The sequence below is a fragment of the Rugamonas sp. DEMB1 genome, from assembly GCF_029834475.1.
Lineage (GTDB): Bacteria > Pseudomonadota > Gammaproteobacteria > Burkholderiales > Burkholderiaceae_D > Rugamonas > Rugamonas rubra.
Map to the genome: position 1 here is coordinate 3,301,126 of NZ_CP122407.1, position 20,307 is coordinate 3,321,432.

At 68.2% G+C, this 20,307-nt stretch carries 15 protein-coding genes and 3 pseudogenes; 14 read left to right on the forward strand and 4 right to left on the reverse strand.

Annotated features, from left to right (window positions below; genetic code table 11):
* Position 1 precedes the first annotated feature (1 nt).
* From wrbA to QC826_RS14990, 11 genes and pseudogenes are all read left to right on the forward strand, one after another.
* Positions 2–610, forward strand: a complete 609-nt coding sequence (wrbA, locus tag QC826_RS14940) for an NAD(P)H:quinone oxidoreductase (RefSeq protein ID WP_093390126.1) — start codon at positions 2–4, stop codon at positions 608–610.
* A gap of 44 nt (positions 611–654) precedes the next feature.
* On the forward strand, positions 655–1,065 hold the full coding sequence (locus QC826_RS14945; protein ID WP_279766497.1) for a DUF2069 domain-containing protein: 411 nt from the start codon (positions 655–657) through the stop codon (positions 1,063–1,065).
* Positions 1,062–2,489 (forward strand): FAD-binding oxidoreductase, encoded by a 1,428-nt coding sequence (locus tag QC826_RS14950; RefSeq protein ID WP_279766292.1) that lies wholly within the window; start codon positions 1,062–1,064, stop codon positions 2,487–2,489. Before QC826_RS14945 ends, QC826_RS14950 begins: the two co-directional genes overlap by 4 nt.
* Before the next feature lie 20 nt (positions 2,490–2,509).
* The gene (locus QC826_RS14955; RefSeq protein ID WP_279766293.1) at positions 2,510–3,013 is read left to right on the forward strand and encodes a DUF4124 domain-containing protein; all 504 of its coding nucleotides are present in this window, start codon (positions 2,510–2,512) and stop codon (positions 3,011–3,013) included.
* An 89-nt stretch (positions 3,014–3,102) separates the two neighbouring features.
* A pseudogene (locus tag QC826_RS14960) lies at positions 3,103–5,680 on the forward strand (FtsX-like permease family protein).
* A 14-nt stretch (positions 5,681–5,694) separates the two neighbouring features.
* A pseudogene (locus QC826_RS14965) lies at positions 5,695–6,817 on the forward strand (lipocalin-like domain-containing protein).
* Between the two features lie 29 nt (positions 6,818–6,846).
* Positions 6,847–8,693: pseudogene (locus QC826_RS14970) on the forward strand (ABC transporter transmembrane domain-containing protein).
* A 160-nt stretch (positions 8,694–8,853) separates the two neighbouring features.
* Complete coding sequence (locus QC826_RS14975) at positions 8,854–9,942, forward strand: low specificity L-threonine aldolase (RefSeq protein WP_279766294.1); 1,089 nt, start codon at positions 8,854–8,856, stop codon at positions 9,940–9,942.
* A 97-nt stretch (positions 9,943–10,039) separates the two neighbouring features.
* Positions 10,040–11,611: a DEAD/DEAH box helicase gene (locus QC826_RS14980; RefSeq protein ID WP_279766296.1), complete on the forward strand. Its 1,572-nt coding sequence runs from the start codon at positions 10,040–10,042 to the stop codon at positions 11,609–11,611.
* A gap of 211 nt (positions 11,612–11,822) precedes the next feature.
* Complete coding sequence (locus QC826_RS14985; protein ID WP_279766297.1) at positions 11,823–12,797, forward strand: thymidylate synthase; 975 nt, start codon at positions 11,823–11,825, stop codon at positions 12,795–12,797.
* An 877-nt stretch (positions 12,798–13,674) separates the two neighbouring features.
* On the forward strand, positions 13,675–15,288 hold the full coding sequence (locus QC826_RS14990) for an alkaline phosphatase D family protein (RefSeq protein WP_279766298.1): 1,614 nt from the start codon (positions 13,675–13,677) through the stop codon (positions 15,286–15,288).
* Between the two features lie 121 nt (positions 15,289–15,409).
* On the opposite strand, the gene QC826_RS31655 is transcribed toward QC826_RS14990, so the two are convergent.
* Genes QC826_RS31655 through QC826_RS15000 form a run of 3 tightly spaced genes read right to left on the reverse strand, consistent with a single transcriptional unit; the run spans position 15,410 to position 16,799 of the window.
* A complete protein-coding gene (locus tag QC826_RS31655) occupies positions 15,410–15,571 on the reverse strand; it encodes a hypothetical protein (protein WP_409567884.1) in 162 nt (53 codons plus the stop codon).
* An 18-nt stretch (positions 15,572–15,589) separates the two neighbouring features.
* Positions 15,590–16,168: a hypothetical protein gene (locus QC826_RS14995; protein ID WP_279766299.1), complete on the reverse strand. Its 579-nt coding sequence runs from the start codon at positions 16,166–16,168 to the stop codon at positions 15,590–15,592.
* Positions 16,169–16,223: 55 nt separating this feature from the next.
* Positions 16,224–16,799: a MepB family protein gene (locus QC826_RS15000; RefSeq protein WP_279766300.1), complete on the reverse strand. Its 576-nt coding sequence runs from the start codon at positions 16,797–16,799 to the stop codon at positions 16,224–16,226.
* 204 nt (positions 16,800–17,003) lie between these two features.
* On the opposite strand from QC826_RS15000, the gene QC826_RS15005 reads away from it, so the two are divergent.
* Positions 17,004–17,501 (forward strand): dihydrofolate reductase, encoded by a 498-nt coding sequence (locus tag QC826_RS15005; protein WP_279766301.1) that lies wholly within the window; start codon positions 17,004–17,006, stop codon positions 17,499–17,501.
* Here QC826_RS15005 and QC826_RS15010 read toward each other — a convergent pair.
* Positions 17,467–19,149, reverse strand: a complete 1,683-nt coding sequence (locus tag QC826_RS15010) for a methyl-accepting chemotaxis protein (RefSeq protein WP_279766302.1) — start codon at positions 19,147–19,149, stop codon at positions 17,467–17,469. The two genes, QC826_RS15005 and QC826_RS15010, sit on opposite strands and share 35 nt — an antisense overlap.
* Between QC826_RS15010 and QC826_RS15015 the strand changes: the two genes are divergently transcribed.
* Positions 19,148–19,468: a hypothetical protein gene (locus QC826_RS15015; RefSeq protein ID WP_279766303.1), complete on the forward strand. Its 321-nt coding sequence runs from the start codon at positions 19,148–19,150 to the stop codon at positions 19,466–19,468. The genes QC826_RS15010 and QC826_RS15015 overlap by 2 nt on opposite strands.
* Before the next feature lie 3 nt (positions 19,469–19,471).
* On the forward strand, positions 19,472–20,092 hold the full coding sequence (locus QC826_RS15020) for a DUF4337 domain-containing protein (protein ID WP_279766304.1): 621 nt from the start codon (positions 19,472–19,474) through the stop codon (positions 20,090–20,092).
* The last annotated feature ends 215 nt before the right edge of the window (positions 20,093–20,307 follow it).

The window sequence follows — 20,307 nt, forward strand, 5'->3', positions numbered from 1 at the left end:
GATGAACCAAGCAAATCTGATTATTCTCGTATTGTTTTACTCACGTCACGGCGCCACGCGCAAACTGGCCGAGCTGATCGCCCAGGGCATCGAGAGCGTTCCCGGTTGCGACGCCCGCCTGCGCACGGTGCCGGCCATCTCCACCGTGACCGAGGCGACGGCGCCGGAAGTGCCGGCCGAGGGCGCGCCCTACGTGGAGTTGGACGACCTGGCGGAATGTGACGGTTTGGCGCTCGGTTCGCCTACCCGCTTCGGCAACATGGCCTCGGCGATGAAGTATTTTTGGGACGGCACGGCGGCGCAGTGGCTGTCCGGCGCCCTGGCCGGCAAGCCGGCCTGCGTGTTCACCTCCACCGGCAGCCTGCACGGCGGCCAGGAGACGACGCTGCTGTCGATGATGATCCCGCTGTTCCACCACGGCCTGATGGTGCTCGGCCTGCCCTACACGAATCCCGAACTGATGACCACCGCCAGCGGCGGCACGCCCTACGGCGCCAGCCACTGGTCCGGCCTGGACGGCGCCAAGGCCATCACGGAGGACGAGAAACGCCTGGCCATCGCGCTGGGCAAGCGTCTGGCCGAGACGGCCGTCAAGCTGCGCGGCGCCTGATGGCGACTGTGCCAAACAAGATGCCTAACAATAGACAGATGAATATGCAGACGAATATGCAACGCTACTTCCACTGGGGCGCCATTGGCAGCCTGGTCACGCTGATCATCTGGTGCGTGCTGTGGGAGATGGTGCTGGCGCCGCTGCATCCGGGCGGCTCCTGGGTGGTGCTGAAGGCGCTGCCGCTGCTGATTCCCCTGCATGGCGTGATCAAGCGCGACATCTACACGCTGCAGTGGACCTCGATGGTCATTCTGCTCTACTTCACCGAGGGCGTGGTGCGCGGCTATAGCGACATCGGCAGCCTGTCGGCCTGGCTGGGCTGGGGCGAGGCGCTGATCGTCTGCGTCTACTTCGTCTGCGCCGTCATGTATCTGCGGCCGTATAAAAAGGCGGCGAAGAAGATGGCCAAGGAACTGCTGGCCAAAGTCAACCAGACCAACCACTCCAAATGAACACCGCGCGCACCGATCTGCCGGCCTTCCTGGCGCGCTGCCGCGAGGTGGCGGGCGACGCCCATGTGCTGACCGACGCGGCCGACATGGCGCCCTTCCTCACCGATTGGCGCGGCCGCTTCACCGGCAAGGCCGCCGCCGTGCTGCGCCCTTCAACGGTCGAGCAGGTGGCGCAGTTGGTGCGGGCCTGCGCGCAATGGCGTGTGGCGCTGGTGCCACAGGGCGGCAAGACCGGCCTGGTGCTGGGCAGCGTGCCGGACGCCAGCGGCGACGCGGTCGTGCTGTCGCTGGCGCGGCTGAACCGGGTGCGCGCGATCGACGCGGTCAACCATACGATGACGGTGGACGCCGGCTGCATCCTGCAGCAGGTGCAGGAGGCGGCGGCCGAACAGGGCCGGCTGTTCCCGCTGTCGCTGGCGGCCGAGGGCAGTTGCACCATCGGCGGCAACCTGTCCACCAACGCCGGCGGCACGGCCGTGCTCCGCTACGGGAACACGCGCGAGCTGTGTCTGGGGCTGGAGGTGGTGACGGCGCAGGGAGAAATTTGGGACGGTCTGCGCGGTCTGCGCAAGGACAACACCGGCTACGACCTGCGCGACCTGTTCATCGGCGCCGAGGGCACGCTGGGCGTGATCACCGGCGCGGTGCTCAAGCTGTATCCGCAGCCGAAGGCCAGCATCACGGCGCTGGCGGCGCTGGACTCGCCGGCGCAGGCCTTGCAGCTGCTGACATTGATGCAGCAGCGCTGCGGCGCCAGCCTGACGGCCTTCGAGCTGATGTCGCGCTTTTGCCTGGACCTGGTCGGCAAGCACTTCCCGCAGCTGCCCAAGCCCTTCGCCCAGCCGCACGCGCAGTACGTGCTGCTGGAGCTGGCCAGCAGCGAATCGGAGCAGCACGCCGTCGGGCTGCTGGAAGAGGCCATCGGCGCGGCGCTGGACGCCGGCATCATCGAGGACGCGGCCGTGGCCAGCTCGGTGGCACAGTCCACCGGGCTGTGGCAGCTGCGCGAGCACATTCCGTTGGCGCAGGCGGCCGACGGCAAGAACATCAAGCATGATATTTCGCTCCCGGTGTCGCGCATCGCCGACTTCATCGCCGCTACCAGCCCGCAGCTGGACGCGGCCTTCCCCGGCTGCCAGTTGGTGTGCTTCGGCCATCTGGGCGACGGCAATCTGCACTTCAACGTGGCGCCGCCGGTAGGCATCTCCAACGAGGACTTCCTGGCCAATCAGGACAAGGTCAACCGCGTGGTACACGACAGCGTGATGCAATTCGGCGGTTCGATCTCGGCCGAACACGGCATCGGCGCGCTCAAACGCGACGAGCTGGCGCACTACAAGTCGCCGGTCGAGTTGAATATGATGCGGGCGATCAAAGCGGCGCTGGACCCGCTGGGCATCATGAATCCTGGGAAGATACTTTGATTTTGACGACGAGCTTAACGATGCTTTCAACAATGCGTTCGGCGATGCGTTCGACCATGCGTGCGACGATTCCGTCGACCTTGCGTTCGACCTTGCGTGGCCTGCTCGCGCTGACGCTGTGCGGCGCCGCCGCCACGGCTGGCGCGCAGACGGTCTACAAATGCACCGCCGACGGCAAAGTCACCTACACCGAAACACCATGCCAGAGCGGCACCAGCACCGTGCTGGCCGCGCCCGCCGCGCCCGCCCAATCACCCGAGGCTGCGGCGGCCGAGCTGACGCGCCAGCAGCGCCTGTCCAAGGAGCTGGAGCAGGACCGCCACCGCGCCGAGGCCAAGGACGCCCGCGACATGGACCGCGTGGCCCGCGCCGCCGACGCGCGCCAAGCCAAGTGCAACAAGCTTAAACTGAACAAGAAGTGGGCCGATGACGATTTGAAGGGCGCCCCAATCGGGCGCGTCGAATCGGCCCAACGCAAGGCCCGCCACGCCGCCGAGCAGCTGAAGCTCGGATGTCCCGGTTGATGCGGCCGGCCTCCCCCGCGAGCGCCCAGGCGAGCACTCAGCTAAACACTCAGGCGAGCACCCCGGCGCAGACGCCTGCGCAGGCGCGCGTGCAGGCCAAGTCCTGGCGCCAGCTGTCGCGCTGGCTGCTGTTCGGCGAATGGCGCGCGCATCCGCTGCGGACGATCACGGCCATCGCCGCCATCGCCGTCGGCATTTCGCTCGGCTTCGCCATCCACCTGATCAACGCCGCCGCCTTCAACGAGTTCACCTCGGCGATCAAGGGCCTGTCCGGCCTGGCCGACGTGCAGGTCAACGGCACCGAGCCGCTGTTCGACGAGCAGATCTACCCGCGCCTGGCGGAGCGGGCCGGCGTGGCCGTCGCCTCGCCGGTGCTGGAGATAGACGCCTCGGTGGCCGGCCAGCATAGCGCGCTGAAGATCCTCGGCGTCGATCCTTTCCGCGCCGGCTTCATCGCGCCCGACCTGCTCGGCGCGCCGCAGCCGGACAAGGTGTTCGACACGCTGGCCGACGACGCGCTGTTCCTGTCGCTGGCGGCGCAGCAGTGGTTGAAGGTGGGCGTGGGCGCCAACGTGGCGCTGCAAGCGGGCACCGGCACCATCCAGCTGCGTCTGGCCGGGCCGCTGCAACGGGCGCGTGCCGGCCAGCGCATCGGCGTGATGGACCTGGGCGCGGCGCAGTGGCGCTTCAACAAGCTGGGCAAGCTGTCGCGCGTCGACCTGAAACTGCGCGACGGCGTCAACCGCGACGCCTTCAAGGCCGCGCTGGCGCGCGAGCTGGAACTCGACTTCCCCGGCCGCTTCCGCGTCAGCCAGCCCAACGACGACGGACCAGAACAGCCGCAACGACGGCATGAGCCGCGCCTACCGCGTCAACTTGACGGTGCTGGCACTGGTGGCGCTGTTCACCGGCGCCTTCCTGGTGTTCTCGACGCAGGCGCTGTCGGTGATCCGCCGGCGCAGCCAGTTCGCCCTGCTGCGCGTGCTGGGCATGGAGCGCGGCCGCCTGCTGCGCCAGATTCTGCTGGAAGGCCTGAGCCTGGGCGTGGCCGGCTCGCTGATCGGCGTGGCCGCCGGCTACGCCATGGCCGCCGCCGCCCTGCGCTTCTTCGGCGGCGATTTGGGCGCCGGCTTCTTCTCCGGCGTCAGGCCCGAGGTGCAGTTCACGCCCGTGGCCGCCGCCGTCTACTTCGCGCTCGGCGTCGGCGTCGCGCTGCTCGGCTGCGCCGCGCCGGCCTTCGAGGCGGCGCGCGCCAAGCCGGCCGTTGCCCTCAAGTCCGGCACCGAGGAGGCGGCCATGGCCGGCCTGGCCAAGGTCTGGCCGGCGCTGCTGTGCATCGCCCTGGCCGCCGCGCTGACGCAGGCGCCGCCCATTTTCGAGCTGCCGCTGTTCGGCTACCTGTCCATCGCCCTTCTTTTAGTCGGCACCATCGCGCTGATGCCGCGCCTGGCCGCCATCGTGTTCCGCTACGCCCACCGCCGCTGGAGCGCCGCCACTGCCAACCGGCCGAACGCGCCGGCCGTGCTGTCGCTGACCCTGGCGCGGCTGGCCAACGCCTCCAGCCAGGCCGGCATCGCGCTGGGCGGCGTGCTGTCGAGCTTCAGCCTGATGGTGGCGATGGCCATCATGGTGGCCAGCTTCCGCGTTTCGCTGGACGACTGGCTGCAGCAAATTCTGCCGGCCGACCTGTACGCCCGCACCGCCAGCGCCGGCAGCACGGCCGGGCTGCGGCCGCCGGAACAGGCGCTCATCGCCGCCCTGCCCGGCGTGGCGCAAGCGTCCTTCCTGCGCGCCAAGGGGCTGTCGTTGGCGCCGAACCGACCCAACGTGGCGCTGATCGCCCGGGGCGGCATCGACCCGGCCGATCCCGGCAAGTCGCTGGCGATGGTCGGCGCCACGCTGGCGCCGGCCGCCTTCCAGGGCTTGAAGCCGGTGTGGATCTCCGAGGCGATGGTGGACCTGTACGGCATGCAGCCAGGCCAGCGCATCGAGCTGCCGCTGGCCGGCAAGCTGCATCCCTTCATCGTCGCGGGCGTGTGGCGCGACTACACGCGGCCGACCGGTTCGGTGCAGATGCAGCTGGCCGACTACCGCGCCATCACCGGCGACCTGGACGCCAGCGATTCGGCCATTTGGCTCAAGCCCGGCACCGAGGCGGCCGCTTTCGAGAAAAGCCTCAAGCAGCTGCCCTTCGGCGCTACGCTGGAGGTCAGCGTGCCGTCCGAGATCCGCGCCATGAGCATGAAGGTGTTCGACCGCAGCTTCGCCATCACCTACCTGCTGGAGGCGATCGCCATCGTCATCGGCCTGTTCGGCGTGGCCGCCACCTTCTCGGCGCAGACGCTGGCGCGCGCCAAGGAGTTCGGCATGCTGCGCCACATCGGCGTCACCCGGGGCCAGATCCTCGGCATTTTGGCCATCGAAGGCGGCGCGCTGACCGCGCTGGGCATCGCCACCGGCTTTGTGCTGGGCTGGGTCATCAGCCTGATTCTGGTCTTCATCATCAACCCGCAGTCCTTCCACTGGACCATGCAGCTGCACCTGCCGTGGCCGCTGCTGGCCACCGTGGCGGCGCTGCTGCTCACCGCCGCCGCACTGACGGCCCTGCTGTCGGGCCGCCAGGCGCTGTCCGGCGGGCCGATACGCGCAGTAAGGGAGGACTGGTAATGCGAGGACTGGCCATGCGCTTCACTTCACGACTCGCCGGACTGTGGGCGCCGCTGGCCGGCGCCCTCGCCCTGGCCCTGGTCTTGGCCCTCGTGCTGGCGCCGCTGCCGGCGCTCGCCGCGCCGCCGCAGTTCGCGGCGGTGACTCCGCTGGCCGCCCCGCTGAGCTTCCCGGCGGCCTACGGCGCCCACCCCGACTACAAAACCGAGTGGTGGTACGCCACCGGCTGGCTCACCACGGCCGACGGCAAAACGCTGGGCTACCAGGTCACCTTCTTCCGCAGCGCCACCGAGCACGACCGCGCCAACCCCAGCCAGTTCGCGCCCAAGCAGCTGATCATCGGCCACGCCGCGCTGTCCGATCCGGCCGTCGGCAAGCTGCTGCACGACCAGCGCAGCGCGCGCGAGGGCTTTGGCCTGGCCTACGCCAAGGTCGGCGACACCGACATCAAACTGGACGACTGGCGTATGCGGCGCGGCGCCGACGGCGTCTACGCCATCACGCTGGACACGCCGTCCTTCGCGCTGGCGCTGCGCCTGGCGCCCAGCCAACCGCTGCTGCTACAGGGCGAGGGCGGCTTTTCGCGCAAGGGTCCGCGCCCGGCCCAGGCCAGCTACTACTACAGCGCGCCACAGCTGACGACCACCGGCACCGTCACCCGTGGCGGCAAGGCGGAGGCGGTGAACGGCGTCACCTGGCTCGACCACGAGTGGTCCAGCCAGGTGCTGGACGCCGGCGCCACCGGCTGGGACTGGGTCGGCGCCAACCTGGCCGACGGCGGCGCCTTGATGGCTTTCCAGATCCGCAGCGCCACAGGTGGTAAACTACTGGGCGCACGCGACATGGCGCGACGCGGCGGGCAAGATCACGCAGTACGCGCCGGACCAGGTCAGCTTTACCGCGCAAAGGCGGTGGCGTTCGCCCCGCACCAATGCAGAGTATCCCGTCGCCACCCTGCTCACCACCGGCTCCACCGTGTGGGGCGTCACGCCTTTGCAGGACGACCAGGAGTTGGATTCGCGCCGTTCCACCGGCGCGGTGTATTGGGAGGGCGCGGTGACGCTCGCCCGCGACGGCGCGCCGGCCGGGCGCGCCTATCTGGAAATGACCGGCTATGTAAGTCCGATGAAATTATGAACACGCTCACAACTGAAACCGCCAACACGATGACCACTAGCACCACCGGCAGCACCCAGCAAGCAGCGGCGCCCAGCGCCGCCACGGACAAGCGCGAGGCGAAAAAGGGCAGCCTGGCCGCCTTCAAGCGCCGATGCCCTTCCTGCGACCCTACCGCCGCCAGTTCGCCATGGCCGGCGTGGCGCTGGTGGTGGCGGCCTGCTCCACGTTGGCGATTCCGGCCGCGTTCAAGCAGATGATCGACCTCGGCTTCGGCGGCGCCAACGGCGGCAAGAGCATCGAGCACGTCGACCTGGTGTTCCTCGCCCTGTTCGCCGTGGCCACCGTGCTGGCCCTGGCCACCGCCGCCCGCTTCTACACCGTGTCCTGGCTGGGCGAGCGGGTCACCGCCGACATCCGCAGCGCCGTCTACAGCCACGTCGTCACGCAAAGCCCCGAGTTCTTCGAGACCACGCAGACCGGCGAGGTGCTGTCGCGCATCACCACCGACACCACCCTGATCCAGGCCGTGGTCGGCACCAGCATCTCCATGGCGCTGCGCAACGTGCTGCTGTTCATCGGCGGCCTGGTGATGCTGTTCGTGACCAGCCCCAAGCTGTCGGCCATCATCATCGGCCTGCTGGTGCTGACGGTGCTGCCGATCGTGATGTTCGGCCGCCGCGTGCGCAAGCTGTCGCGCGACTCGCAGGACCGCATCGCCGACGCCTCGGCCATGGCCGGCGAGATCCTCAACGCCATGCCCACCGTGCAGGCCTTCACCCACGAAAAGATCGAGTCGGGCCGCTTCGGCGCCTCGGTCGAGGGCGCCTTCGCCACCGCCATGCGGCGCATCCGCGCCCGCGCCCTGCTGACCATGATCGCCATCGTGCTGGTGTTCGGCACCATCGTCTTCGTGCTGTGGCTGGGCGCCCACGCCGTGCTCGAGGGGACCATGACGGGCGGCGACCTGGGCCAGTTCATCCTCTACGCCTCCATCGTCGCCGGCGCCATCGGTGCGCTGTCCGAGGTGATGGGCGAGGCGCAGCGCGCCGCCGGCGCCACCGAGCGCCTGCTCGAGCTGATGTCGGTCAAATCGCAGATCCAGTCGCCGGCCGTGCCGCTGCCGCTGCCGCCGCGCGCCGCCAACGGCGCCGCGCTAACGCTGTCGGACGTCAGCTTCAGCTACCCGTCGCGGCCGGACACGGCGGCCCTGGGCCACCTGTCGCTCGACATCAAGCCGGGCGAGACGGTGGCCGTGGTCGGCCCCTCGGGCGCCGGCAAGACCACCCTGTTCCAGCTGTTCCTGCGCTTCTACGACCCGCAGAGCGGCAGCATCAAGCTCGACGGCGTCGACATCACCCAGCTCGAGCTGCACACCCTGCGCGACGCCATCGGCATCGTGCCGCAGGATACGGTGATCTTCTCGGCCGACGCGATGGAGAACATCCGCTACGGCCGCGCCGGCGCCAGCGACGCCGAAGTGATCCAGGCGGCCAAGCTGGCCGCCGCCCACGAGTTCATCGAGCGCCTGCCGCAGGGCTACCAGTCCTTCCTCGGCGAGCGCGGCGTGCGTTTGTCCGGCGGCCAGCGCCAGCGCATCGCCATCGCGCGCGCGTTGTTGAAGAACCCGCCGCTGCTGCTGCTCGACGAGGCCACCAGCGCGCTCGACGCCGAGTCCGAGCGCCTGGTGCAGACGGCGCTGGAGGCGGCCATGGTGGGCCGCACCACCGTCATCATCGCCCACCGCCTGGCCACGGTGCAGCGCGCCGACCGCATCATCGTCATGGAGGACGGCAAGATCGTCGAGACCGGCACCCACTCGTCGCTGGTGGCGCTGGGCGGCATCTACGCCAATTTGGCCGCGCTGCAGTTCCACAGCGTGCACGTGCAGCATTGAACCCCGGAGCGGCCCGAATGCAGCCAGCCCAAAAAAACCCAGCGGCCTAAATCTAGGGTCAGACCCTAGGGTCTGACCCTGGTTCTCCGCCTCTGGGCAGTTTCGGAGCCGCTGGCAGCAATCCCGCCAGCCCCATCCTATTGATCAACCGGAGCCCGCCATGAACGACGCCGACCTGCGCCAGCAATGCCACACCGTCCTGCCGGGCCACCGCCAGGCGACGCCGGCGCAGACCTTCGCCGCCATGGCCGCCTGGTGCGAGGCCAACGGCGTCGGCCACGACACCTACGGCGAGGGCGCGCTGATCCAGGAGTTCGAGCGCAAGGTGGCCGGCCTGCTCGGCTGCGAGGCGGCCACCTTCTGCATCACCGGCACCATGACCCAGGTGACGGCGCTGCGCCTGGCCTGCGCCGAGCGCGGCAGCCGGCTGGTGGCGCTGCACCCGACGGCGCACATCTTCCGCCACGAACGCGGCAACCACCAACTGCTCGACCATTTCCAGGCGCTGCAAATCGGCGACCAGCACCGCCCGTGGACGCTCGACGAACTGCGCGCCATCCCCGACCGGCTGGGCGCCGCCGCCATCGAGATCCCGGCGCGCGAGATCGGCGGCCAGTGCCCGAGCTGGCAGGAGCTCGACGAGATCAAGGACCACTGCCGCTCGCACAACATCCACCTGCACATGGACGGCGCCCGCCTGTGGGAGGCCGCCGCCGGCTACGGCCGCACTCCGCAGGAGATCGCCGCCGGCTTCGACTCGGTCTACGTCTCGCTGTACAAGGGCATAGGCGGCCTGGGCGGCGCCATGCTGGCCGGCCGCGCCGACTTCGTCGCCACGGCGCAGGAGTGGTTCCGCCGCCAGGGCGGCAACGTGGTGCACCGCACGCCCTACGTGGTGGCCGCCGCCATGCAGTTCGACGCCCGCCTGGCCGCCATGCCCGACTACTTCCGCCGCACCGAATGGCTGTACGAGCAGCTGCGCGGCTTGCCCCAGCTGGTGCCGAACCCGGCGCGGCCGCAGGCCAACATGCTGCACCTGCACCTGCCGGTGTCGCGCGAGCGCGCCAACGAAGTCCGCAACCGCATCGCCGCCGAACACGGCGTGTGGCTGTTCAACCGCGCCAACCACGGCGCCCTGGCCGGCCACAGCGTGGTCGAGCTCTACGTCGGCGACAACCTCTTGACCCTGGCCGACGCGCGCCTGCGCGAGATCCTGGCGCTGTGGGCCGCCGCGCTGTCCGCTCCCTGACCGCCCGGCGAGCTGCCAAGCCGCCCAACTAATCGAGCAGAAGCGGCCGCCAGCCGCTACACTGCGCCCCTTCTTCAGAATCCACAGAATCCACACCATGAGCTTCCACACCCTCGGCCTGATCGACCCCATCCAGCGCACCCTAGACGCGCTGGGCTACACGGAACCGACGCCGGTGCAGGCGCAGGCGATCCCCGCCGTGCTGGCCGGCCGCGACCTGATGGCCGCCGCCCAGACCGGCACCGGCAAGACCGCCGGCTTCGCCCTGCCCATCCTGCAGCGGCTGACCATGGACGGCGTGGTCGCGCCGCAGTCGGTGCGCTGCCTGGTGCTGGTGCCCACCCGCGAGCTGGCCGAGCAGGTCTACGACAGCTTCCGCCGCTACGGCGCCAGCCTGCCGCTGCGCTCCTACGTGGCCTACGGCGGCGTGGCGATCGAACCGCAGATCAGCAAGCTGCGCAAGGGCCTCGACGTGCTGGTGGCCACCCCCGGCCGCCTGCTCGACCTGTACGGCCAGGGCGTGCTCAACTTCGACTCGCTGCAGACGCTGGTGCTCGACGAGGCCGACCGCATGCTCGACCTTGGCTTCTCGCGCGAACTGAACGCCGTGTTCGACGCCCTGCCCAAGCAGCGCCAGACCCTGTTGTTCTCGGCCACCTTCTCCGACGCCATCCGCGCGCTGGCCGGCGGCCTGCTCAACAACCCGGTGCAGATCCAGGTCAGCCCGCGCAACACCGCCACCAAGACCGTCAAGCAGTGGCTGATCCCGACCGACAAGAAGCGCAAGCCGGAGCTGTTCCTGCACCTGCTCAAGCAGCGGTGCTGGGGCCAGGTGCTGGTGTTCGTCAAGACCCGCAAGGGCGTCGACGCGCTGGTCAAGATCCTGCTGGAGCAAGGCGTGGCGGCCGACGCCATCCACGGCGACAAGACCCAGCCGGCGCGCCTGCGCGCGCTGGACCGCTTCAAGACGGCGCAGGTGCAGGTGCTCGTCGCCACCGACGTGGCCGCGCGCGGGCTCGACATCGACGCCCTGCCGCAGGTGGTCAACTTCGACCTGCCCACCGTGGCCGAGGACTACATCCACCGCATCGGCCGCACCGGCCGCGCCGGCGCCGAGGGCGAGGCCGTCTCGCTGGTCTGCGCCGACGAGGTCGACCTGCTGGCCGAGATCGAAAAGCTGACCCGCCAGGTGATCCGCCGCGAGGAGGAGCCCGGCTTCGAGGCCGACCACCGCGTGCCGGCCACCGGCCCGGCCGGCGCCGCCGCCGCGGTGGCCGCCGCCGCAGCCAAGGAGGCGACCAGCAAGAAGAAGCGCGCCTTCACCGGGCCGCCCGGTGGCAAGGCCGCGCCGTCGGGCGGCAAAGCGATGCCGTCCGCTGGCAAAGCGGTGCCGTCCGGTGGTAAAGCGGCGCTTTCCGGCGGCCATCCCGGCCAGTCCAGCGCCACGCCGGTGGCCGGCCTGGGCGCCCCGGCGGCCAAGTCCGGCAAGTTCGGCGGCGGTGCGGGGGCCGGTGGTGGAGCGGCGCGGCGAGGTGGCCAAGCCGCCGGCGCACCGTTGCCGAAGGGCGCCGTGTTCGTCACCGCCGGCCGGGGCGCCAAGTCGACCGCCCGCGCGGCGGCCCAGCCGGCCGCGCGCAAGGCCGCCAAGCCCGGTGGGCGCGGCCGTTAAGCGAGCGTGCACTGACATTGGCGAACCCACCGGCTTGAATCGAGGGTCAGACCCTAGGGTCTGACCCTGGCTCTGCGCCGCTGGGTGGTTTGGACGCCGCCGGCACCTTGACCTTGCACCACGCCGCCACGAGGCGAGCCGAATGGCCGCCTGCTACAATCTACCCTTTCAAGACGCCCCCTGCGGCGCCAGTTCCACGTTGGAGTACCACATGCATCAATACCAGGATTTGATCAAAACCGTTCTTGAAACCGGCAGCTGGCAGAACAACCGCACCGGCATCCGCACGCTCAGCGTGCCCGGCGCGATGATGCGCTTCGACCTGCTCAACGACGGCTTTCCCGCCGTGACGACGAAGAAGCTGGCCTTCAAATCGGTGGTCGGCGAACTGTGCGCCTTCCTGCGCGCCTCGCGCAGCGCGGCCGACTTCCGCGCCCTCGGCTGCAAGGTGTGGGACCAGAACGCCAACGAAAACCAGCAGTGGCTGGACAACCCCTACCGCATGGGCGAGGATGACCTCGGCCCGGTCTACGGCGTGCAGTGGCGCGGCTGGCCCGGCTACAAGCTGATCGAGGCGGACCAGCCGGCGCAGATCGCCGACGCGCAGCTGAACGGCTTCCGCCTGGTCGCCCCCATCGACGACGAGGGCGTCAAGAAGGTTTTGCTCTACAAGGCCATCGACCAGCTGCGCGAGTGCCTGGACACCATCGTCAACAACCCGGGCAGCCGCCGCATCCTGTTCCACGGCTGGAACCCGGCCGACCTGGACGCCGTCGCCCTGCCCGCCTGCCATCTGCTGTACCAGTTCATCCCCAACGCCGGCACGCGCGAGCTGTCGCTCTGCCTCTACGTGCGCAGCAACGACATCGGCCTGGGCACGCCGTTCAACCTGGCCGAGGGCGCCGCCCTGCTGCATCTGGTGGCGCGCCTGACCGGCTACACGCCGCGCTGGTTCACCTACTTCATCGGCGACGCGCACATCTACGAAAACCATCTGGACATGGTCAAGGAACAGCTGACCCGCGCGCCCTTCCCGGCGCCGCAGTTCGTCATTTCCGACCGCGTGCCGGAATTCGCCAAGACCGGCAAGTACGAGCCGGAGTGGCTGGAGAAGATCGAGCCGTCGGACTTTTCGCTGGTGGGCTATCAGCACCATGCGCCGATTACGGCGCCGATGGCGGTGTAAACTCGCCTTTCGCACGCCGCTGCAGCAGTGTAAACGGGAGAAAAGATGCGCCCAGAAAAGTATCAAACGCACCTCGTTGACGCCTAGAACCTAATCGCAACCAGATGGATTGCGATTATCAACGCTGAAAATGCAGTTGACAGGGCAAGCCGGAGAAAGAAGATTTTCGAAAAAATCGCATCATTTTCTTTCTCTGAGGTGTCCGGAATCATGCAATTTGCGAGATTGCAAATTATCACTATCCCGAACAAAAGCACTGGGGAAACAATCATTCTGTTTCCGAAAATCGCAGGAAGCAGAACGGAAGCGAGCGAAATAATGCCCGCAAACATGGTGAATCCGCCCCACCAGCGATTTTTTGGACCATGAGCCATTATCTCTGCCTCCTGTGCTTTACAGCCCCGTAGGACATGTGATTGTTCATTCTATTTCCCGCTGTGCAGAGGAAAGTTTATTCCTGAACTGGCGAAGCTGCCGAGTTCAATAGTATTGCAAAAGAGATACTTCGCCTCGATTCTCGTCAAAGTGCGAGGAAGCACTCTCGTGTTGGCGTCTGAAATTGAGATGGCTCAATGAACAGGGGAAATGGCGCTGCTCAGCGAAGGCGCTATGTCAGTGTCATGGCAGTCATACAACCGCCGTCAGAAAGAGACCGACCGCGTACAGGACCAAGACCATGCAGAAGTGCGTCCTCTTTTTAGGCAGGCAGTCTAAAGAGGGCTGACTTCGCGACATGCCAACCTAGCCGTCTTGGCCGCCCCATCCGCACCGGAGCAGCCACGCCGGCCGGCCCGCCAGCCCGCCCGCTCCGTTGCCCGTTTCATCATGTTGTCATGTGAAGAACATAGCATGGATAGCTATTCTTTTAGGAGCTTCCATGACTTCCATTCTCTCGCGTCGCCGTTTCCTCTCGCAGGGCGGCATCCTGGTTGGCAGCACCGCGCTGTCCGGTTCCGCCTTGTTGAGCGGCTGCGGCGGCGACTCGTCGCCGGCCGCGCCGGCCGTCATCATCAGCGACAAGGACCGGCCCAAGCTGCTGTCCGGCATCCAGTTCGGCGACGTCACCTCGAACCAGGCCATCGTCTGGAGCCGCAGCGACCGCAACGCGCAGATGATCGTCGAGTACGACACCAGCGACAAGTTCAGCAACCCCAGCCGCATCGTCGGCCCCACCGCCACCGAGGCGACCGACTTCACCAGCCGCGTCGACCTGAGCGGCCTGCCGGCCGGCCAAACGCTCAACGTGCGCGTGCGCTACGTCGACCCGAGCGACAGCCGCATCGAGAGCGAAGTGCTGAGCGGCCAGTTCCGCACCGCGCCCGGCGCCGCCAGCACCAAGCCGGTGCGCTTCCACTGGAGCGGCGACAACGCCGGCCAGGGCTGGGGCATCAACACCGAATTCGGCGGCGTCAAGATCTACGAGGCGATGCGCAAGCGCGACCCGGACTTCTTCATCCACAGCGGCGACACCATCTACGCCGACGGCCCGATCAAGGCCGAGACCTTGGCCGAGAACGGCAAGATCTGGAAGAGCATCGTCACCGAGGAGGTCAGCAAGGTGGCCGAGACGCTCAAGGAGTTCCGTGGCCGCCACGCCTACAACACGCTGGACTTGAACTTCCGCAAGTTCGCCGCCCAGGTGCCGCAGCTGTGGCAGTGGGACGACCACGAGGTGGTCAACAACTACAACGGGGCGAAGGACCTGTCGGCCGACGCCCGCTACAAGGAGAAGAACGTGGCCACCCTGGCGGCGCGCGGCCAGCGCGCCTTCCTCGAGTACGCGCCGATGCGCTACTTCAAGCAGTCCGAGCCGCAGCGCATCTACCGCAGCGTCTCCTACGGCCCGCTGCTCGACGTGTTCGTGCTGGACATGCGCAGCTACCGGGGCCCGAACTCGGCCAACCGCCAAACGGTCGAGGACGCCAGCAGCGCCTACCTGGGCCCGGCGCAGATCGACTGGCTGATCGGCGAGCTGAAGGCGTCGAAGGCGGTGTGGAAGGTGATCGCGGCGGACATGCCGCTGAGCCTGTACGTGCCGGACGGCACCGAGGCCAACGGCGCCACCCGCTGGGAGGCCAGCGCCAACGGCGACGACGGCGCCGCCTCCGGCCGCGAGCTGGAGATCGCCCGCCTGCTCAAGGCCATCAAGGCCATCAAGAACGTCACCTGGATCACCGCCGACGTGCACTACTGCGCGGCGCACTACTACGACCCGGCCAAGGCCAGCTTCACCGACTTCGCGCCGTTCTGGGAATTCGTCGCCGGGCCGATGAACGCCGGCGCCTTCGGCCCGAACAAACTGGACATGACCTTCGGCCCGACCGAGGTGTTTTCCAAGGCGCCGAAGATCGCCAACTCCTCGCCGTTCGCCGGCTACCAGTTCTTCGGCGAAGTCACCATCGACCCGCAGTCGAAGGCGATGACGGTCGAGCTGCTGGACCTGGACGGCGTGTCGCAGTTCAAGAAGACCTTGGAGCCGCAGGCGGTCTAAGGGCCGAAGGCCCAGTCCAAAGCCTGGGCTGGCTGGCGCGGCTAGCGCGCCAGCCAGCCCAGGCTTTTACCGTCGGCGTTGTGGATGTACAGGCGCTGCGCCGTCTCGGTGGCGCCGGTGGTCAGCGGCGAGGCGCCGCTCGGTCCTGCAAATCGGCCGGCACGCTGTTTTCGTCCGCACTCAACGCGATGCCGTTGGCGAAGCCCAGCCCCTTGGCGACCACGCGCGGCGCCTTGCCCGCCGGGTCGTACCCCCGATGGCGTCGGCGACGATCTGCAATCAGCTCGCGACCGCCCCGCCACTACAACATCTTGTGCTTGCGCATCACCGCCTCGATACGCGGCCCGTCCTCAAGCACCTTGCGGTACAGCCAGGTGTAATGGTCCTTGGCCCAGAAATCCATCACCGTCTTGGCGCCGGCCTCGCCCAGCAACTCCCGGTCCGCCATGTACTCGCGATAGATCACCAGCAGGTGGTCGTAGTTGCCGGCCTCGTCGGACGATCCCTGCGGGTAGCCCACCGGTATGCTGGGATACATGGCGCGCAGCTCCTCGACGGCGGCGGCCCGTTGCGCGTGCGCGCTGACGTACCAATGCGTTTGCTCGTGCACGAAGGTCGACAACAACAGGTCGTCGCGGTCCAGGTGCCGGGTGTGCAGGGTCAGCACGGGATCGCTGTGCGGAATGACACCGGCCTCGATGTTGATCTTGCGCGTATACAGCCATTTTGACAGATCGTATGTCGACAGCAGGCCCTCCAACTGGGCTTTTGCCGCCAACTCCTTGGAACTGCCGTGGACGGCGACGATCTCCACATTGGCTTGGGCGGCCGCCAGCCTGGCGGCTAGGAGTATCGACAGGGTCAGCGCAAATCGCAACATCGGCAAACGTCCTTTCTGGTGGTTTAACTCAAATACAACACGGCGGGGCCGCCGCTTAAATGCCCAGCAAGGCGCGCAGGCGGGCCGGGTCGGCGCCGCCGTCGGCCCGCAGCGGCAGGAAGTGGCGCAGCTGCCACTGCTGCGTGCGGATGGCGTCCTTGGCCAGCGGCACGGTCCAGGGCGGATAGACACGCAGGGCGCGCTTGCCGCCGACGCCGCCGCGCGACATCACGCCCTTGGCCAGCAACACCTCGCGGTCGAAGACGAACTGGCCGTGCCGGCCGCCGGGGCCGGCCTCGGCCACGCTGACCACCACCACGTCGACGCCGTCGGCGCCGTCCAGCGGGGCGATCTCGGCCTGCGGCGTCGGCCGTTTCCAAATCGTCACGAACTGGCCGATCTTGGTCGGCGTGGTCTTGGCGACGCGGAACGCCACCGACAAGCCCGCCAACCCCAGCCGGCAGGCGCCGTACTCGGCGCTCTCGGCCTCGCGCGCCGGCGCGGCGCTGCTGGCCAGGCCGGCGTCGCGGTAGGCGCCGGCCAGCGCCGCCACCAGCTGCGCCGGCAACGCGCCTCGCGCCGGATCGGCGAATTCCCCGGCCTCGCCCACAACATCTGTACTATTACCCATATCTATACTTCAACCTCTATTCCATAAACCGGCTGCATACTGGCTGCTCTGTGTTTCGCATTATTGCATTAAACTTAATTTGCCACAGAACATACGCCACCGCCGCGCCACGCCGGCCCACCGGCCGCGCCGATTTCGCCGATAATATCGGCGACCACCGCCCGCCCCCGTTGGCGCGGCGCCCGCAATTGCTTTGGAAACAATATGACCCAATTGACCATCATCGTCGCCATGGACACCCAGCGCGGCATCGGCATCGACAACACCCTGCCGTGGAAGCTGCCGGAGGACATGGCGCACTTCAAGCGCGTCACCACCGGCCACCCCATCGTCATGGGCCGCAAGACTTTCGACTCGATCGGCCGGCCGCTGCCGGGCCGGCGCAACATCGTCATCACGCGCAACCCGGACTGGCGCCACGACGGCGTCGAGACGGCGTCGTCGGTCGAGGCCGCCGTCGCCCTGGTGGCCGGACAGCAAGCCTTCATCATCGGTGGCGCCGACATCTACCGCCAGGCGATGGCCGTGGCCGACCAACTGATCGTCACCGAGGTCAAGCGGTCCTACGCTTGCGACGCCTTCTTCCCGGCCATCGACTCCGCCCAGTGGCAGGAGGCCTCGCGCGAGCAGCTCACCTCGGCGACCGCCGGCCTGGAGTACGCCTTCGTCACCTGGCGCCGCCAGCCCGCACCGGCGGCGTAAGCCCGAGCGTCCGCCCGGCCGCGCCGGCCGCCGCCCGGGGCCGGACCACCGGCGGCGGCGCCGTCCGCGCCGCCGCTGCTCCGTCGAGTTTGAACACGCCGACCACCTGGCTCAGCGTATCGGCCTGCGACTGCAGCGCGCCGGCCGCCGCCGAGGCCTCCTCCACCAGCGCCACGTTCCGCTGGGTGATGGCGTCCATCTGGCCGATCGCGCCGTTGATCTGCTCCAGGCCGGCGGTCTGCTCCTGGCTGGCGTGGGTGATTTCGCCCATGATGTCGGTCACGCGCTGGATGCTGCTGACGATCTCCTGCATCGTCGCGCCGGCCTGGTCGACCAGCCTGGCGCCGCTGCCGACCTTGTCGACCGAGTCGCCGATCAGCTCCTTGATCTCCTTGGCCGCGCCGGCGCTGCGCTGCGCCAGGTTGCGCACCTCGGACGCCACCACCGCGAAGCCGCGGCCCTGCTCGCCGGCGCGGGCCGCCTCCACCGCCGCGTTCAGCGCCAAAATATTCGTCTGGAAGGCGATGCCGTCGATCACGCCGATGATGTCGACGATCTTCTTGGACGAGTCGTGGATCGAGCCCATGGTCTCGACCACCTGCGCCACCACCGCGCCGCCCTTGACCGCCACCGCCGAGGCCGACTGCGCCAGTTGGTTGGCCTGGCGCGCGTTGTCGGCGTTCTGCTTGACGGTGCCGGTCAGCTGCTCCATCGCCGTGGCGGTCCGCTCCAGCGAGCCGGCCTGGTCGCCGGTGCGGCGCGACAGGTCCAGGTTGCCGGCCGCGATCTCGCCCGAGGCGGCGGCGATGGTGCCGGTGCTGCCGCGCACCTCGTGGACGATGCCGGCCAGCTTGCCGCGCATCCGGTCCAGCGCCGTCAACAGGGCGCCGATCTCGTTGCCGCTGCGCGCCTCGGCGGAGCCGCTCAGGTCGCCTTCGGCCACCCGGCTGGCGATCGCCATGGCCTGCCGCAGCGGCGCCGAGATCGACACCAGCAGCAGCCAGCCCACCGCCACGCCCAACACCAGGCCCAGGGCCAGCACCAGGAACATGGCGTAGGCGGTCGCCTGCAGGTTGGCGCCGACCTCGGCCTCGTTGGCCTTGGCCTTCTCGACGTCGAACTCGGCCAGCGCCTTGAGCGCCACGTCGCCCACCCGATAGGACGGGTTGATCCGCTGGATCAGCACCGTCTCGGCCTCGTCCCACTGGTTGGCGCTGATCGCCGCGCCGGCCGCGCGGATCGCCTCGAGTCCCAGGCCGGCGCTGTCGGCCCGCCATTTCTCGGCCAGCCGCCGCTCCTCCGCGCCGCCCAGCATGGCCAGGTAGGCGTCCCAGCGCTTGGCGGTGCGCGCCGCGAGCGTGTCGATCTGCTCGAAATGCAGCGCCAGCGGATGGTCGTGCAGCTTGGACCAGGCCAGCTCCGGATTGTGCTGCAGGGCCTGCAGGATCTGGCTGCGGCTCAGCTCCATGTCGAGCCGGATGGCGGTCTGCTCCGCGCTTTTCCTCTGGTCCTTGAGCGTGACGTCCTTGACCAGCGCGACCGAATGGCCGGCGCTGTAGATGCCCATCACCCCGTTGGCCAGCATCAGCGCGAGCAACACGCCGAGCGCGACCACGACCAGGGTCTTGATTTTCAGATTGGCGAACATGGCTTGCTCCTTGCCGGTTGGCGCTGCTGGTGCGGAGAGGAAATTGACGCGGCGGACCAAACTACGATACGAGAATTCGGTCGGGACGATTCTCTCCGAATCCCACATCGGCATCCGGGTTGAACTGGAGCAAATTTCTATGCGGCAAAAATCCAACACCGTCGACCTTGCCCCGGCCGCGCCTGGCGGCGCCGCGCCGGCCGATTCGATTCAATTCATCGTCAGCCGGCGCAAAAAGCCCTACAATTGCGACGCGTGCCACCCGGCCGCCGAATTTCAACCCAGTTCAACCCAGTTAACTCATTCAAGGATTCAATAGCCCATGTCAGGAGACGGTTTTCACGTTCACGGCCCGCACGACCACGCGGTGGAGCACGCCGCCCACGGCGGCGACGGTTTTTCCAGCAACATCGCCGTCATGACGGCGATCCTCGCCACCGTCGGCGCCATGTTCGGCTACCAGGGCGGCGCCACGCAGAACGACGCGGCGCTGTTCAAGAACAACGCGGCGATCGACAAGACGCAGGCGGCCAACAGCTGGAACTACTACCAGGCCAAGTCGAACAAGCAGAACCTGGCCGAGCTGGCCGCCACCCTGCCCGGCGTCGACCCGGAGAAGTACCGCGCCGACGTGGCCCGCTACAAGGGCGAGAAGGAAGACATCAAGAAGGAGGCCGAGAAGTGGGAGGCCTCCTCGACCGAGTGGAACCACAAGTCTGACGTGGCGATGCACCAGCACCACCAGTGGGCGCTGGCCACCACCGCCGAGCAGATCGCCATCTCGCTGGCCGCCATCACCCTGCTCACGCGCAAGAAGTGGCTGCAGGGCGCGGCCTACGGCGTGGCCGGCGTCGGCATCGCGCTGGGCGCCTTCGCCTGGCTGCACGTCGATCCGATAGCCGCGTTGATGCTGAAACTGGGCGCCGGCGCGGCCGGCCATTAGACTCAAAGGCCGCGCCCCGGGCCGCTGGCATGCTCCGAAGGCGGCTGTCATCGCCGCGTCACACCGCTGCCACACTATGCTGGGTTGTCGTTTGTAAATTACCGTACGATTTTTTACCAGATCGGCGGCATTTCTGCGAGAATCCCGTTCTTATTTTTTTTTGGCGCCGTTGCGCCCTGCCCGCCCCGCCAAGCTATGGCCAGGGGCGGTCTTCT

Excerpts from the sequence above, each read along its gene's own strand:
- QC826_RS14985 (WP_279766297.1), top strand. The coding sequence starts at position 11,823 with ATGCATCAATACCAGGATTTGATCAAAACCGTTCTTGAAACCGGCAGC.
- QC826_RS15010 (WP_279766302.1), bottom strand. The coding sequence starts at position 19,149 with ATGTTCGCCAATCTGAAAATCAAGACCCTGGTCGTGGTCGCGCTCGGC.
- QC826_RS14990 (WP_279766298.1), top strand. The coding sequence starts at position 13,675 with ATGACTTCCATTCTCTCGCGTCGCCGTTTCCTCTCGCAGGGCGGCATC.
- QC826_RS14950 (WP_279766292.1), top strand. The coding sequence starts at position 1,062 with ATGAACACCGCGCGCACCGATCTGCCGGCCTTCCTGGCGCGCTGCCGC.
- QC826_RS15000 (WP_279766300.1), bottom strand. The coding sequence starts at position 16,799 with ATGGGTAATAGTACAGATGTTGTGGGCGAGGCCGGGGAATTCGCCGAT.
- QC826_RS15020 (WP_279766304.1), top strand. The coding sequence starts at position 19,472 with ATGTCAGGAGACGGTTTTCACGTTCACGGCCCGCACGACCACGCGGTG.
- QC826_RS14955 (WP_279766293.1), top strand. The coding sequence starts at position 2,510 with ATGCTTTCAACAATGCGTTCGGCGATGCGTTCGACCATGCGTGCGACG.
- QC826_RS14995 (WP_279766299.1), bottom strand. The coding sequence starts at position 16,168 with ATGTTGCGATTTGCGCTGACCCTGTCGATACTCCTAGCCGCCAGGCTG.
- QC826_RS14980 (WP_279766296.1), top strand. The coding sequence starts at position 10,040 with ATGAGCTTCCACACCCTCGGCCTGATCGACCCCATCCAGCGCACCCTA.
- QC826_RS14945 (WP_279766497.1), top strand. The coding sequence starts at position 655 with ATGCAGACGAATATGCAACGCTACTTCCACTGGGGCGCCATTGGCAGC.
- QC826_RS14975 (WP_279766294.1), top strand. The coding sequence starts at position 8,854 with ATGAACGACGCCGACCTGCGCCAGCAATGCCACACCGTCCTGCCGGGC.
- QC826_RS15015 (WP_279766303.1), top strand. The coding sequence starts at position 19,148 with ATGGCTTGCTCCTTGCCGGTTGGCGCTGCTGGTGCGGAGAGGAAATTG.
- QC826_RS15005 (WP_279766301.1), top strand. The coding sequence starts at position 17,004 with ATGACCCAATTGACCATCATCGTCGCCATGGACACCCAGCGCGGCATC.
- wrbA (WP_093390126.1), top strand. The coding sequence starts at position 2 with ATGAACCAAGCAAATCTGATTATTCTCGTATTGTTTTACTCACGTCAC.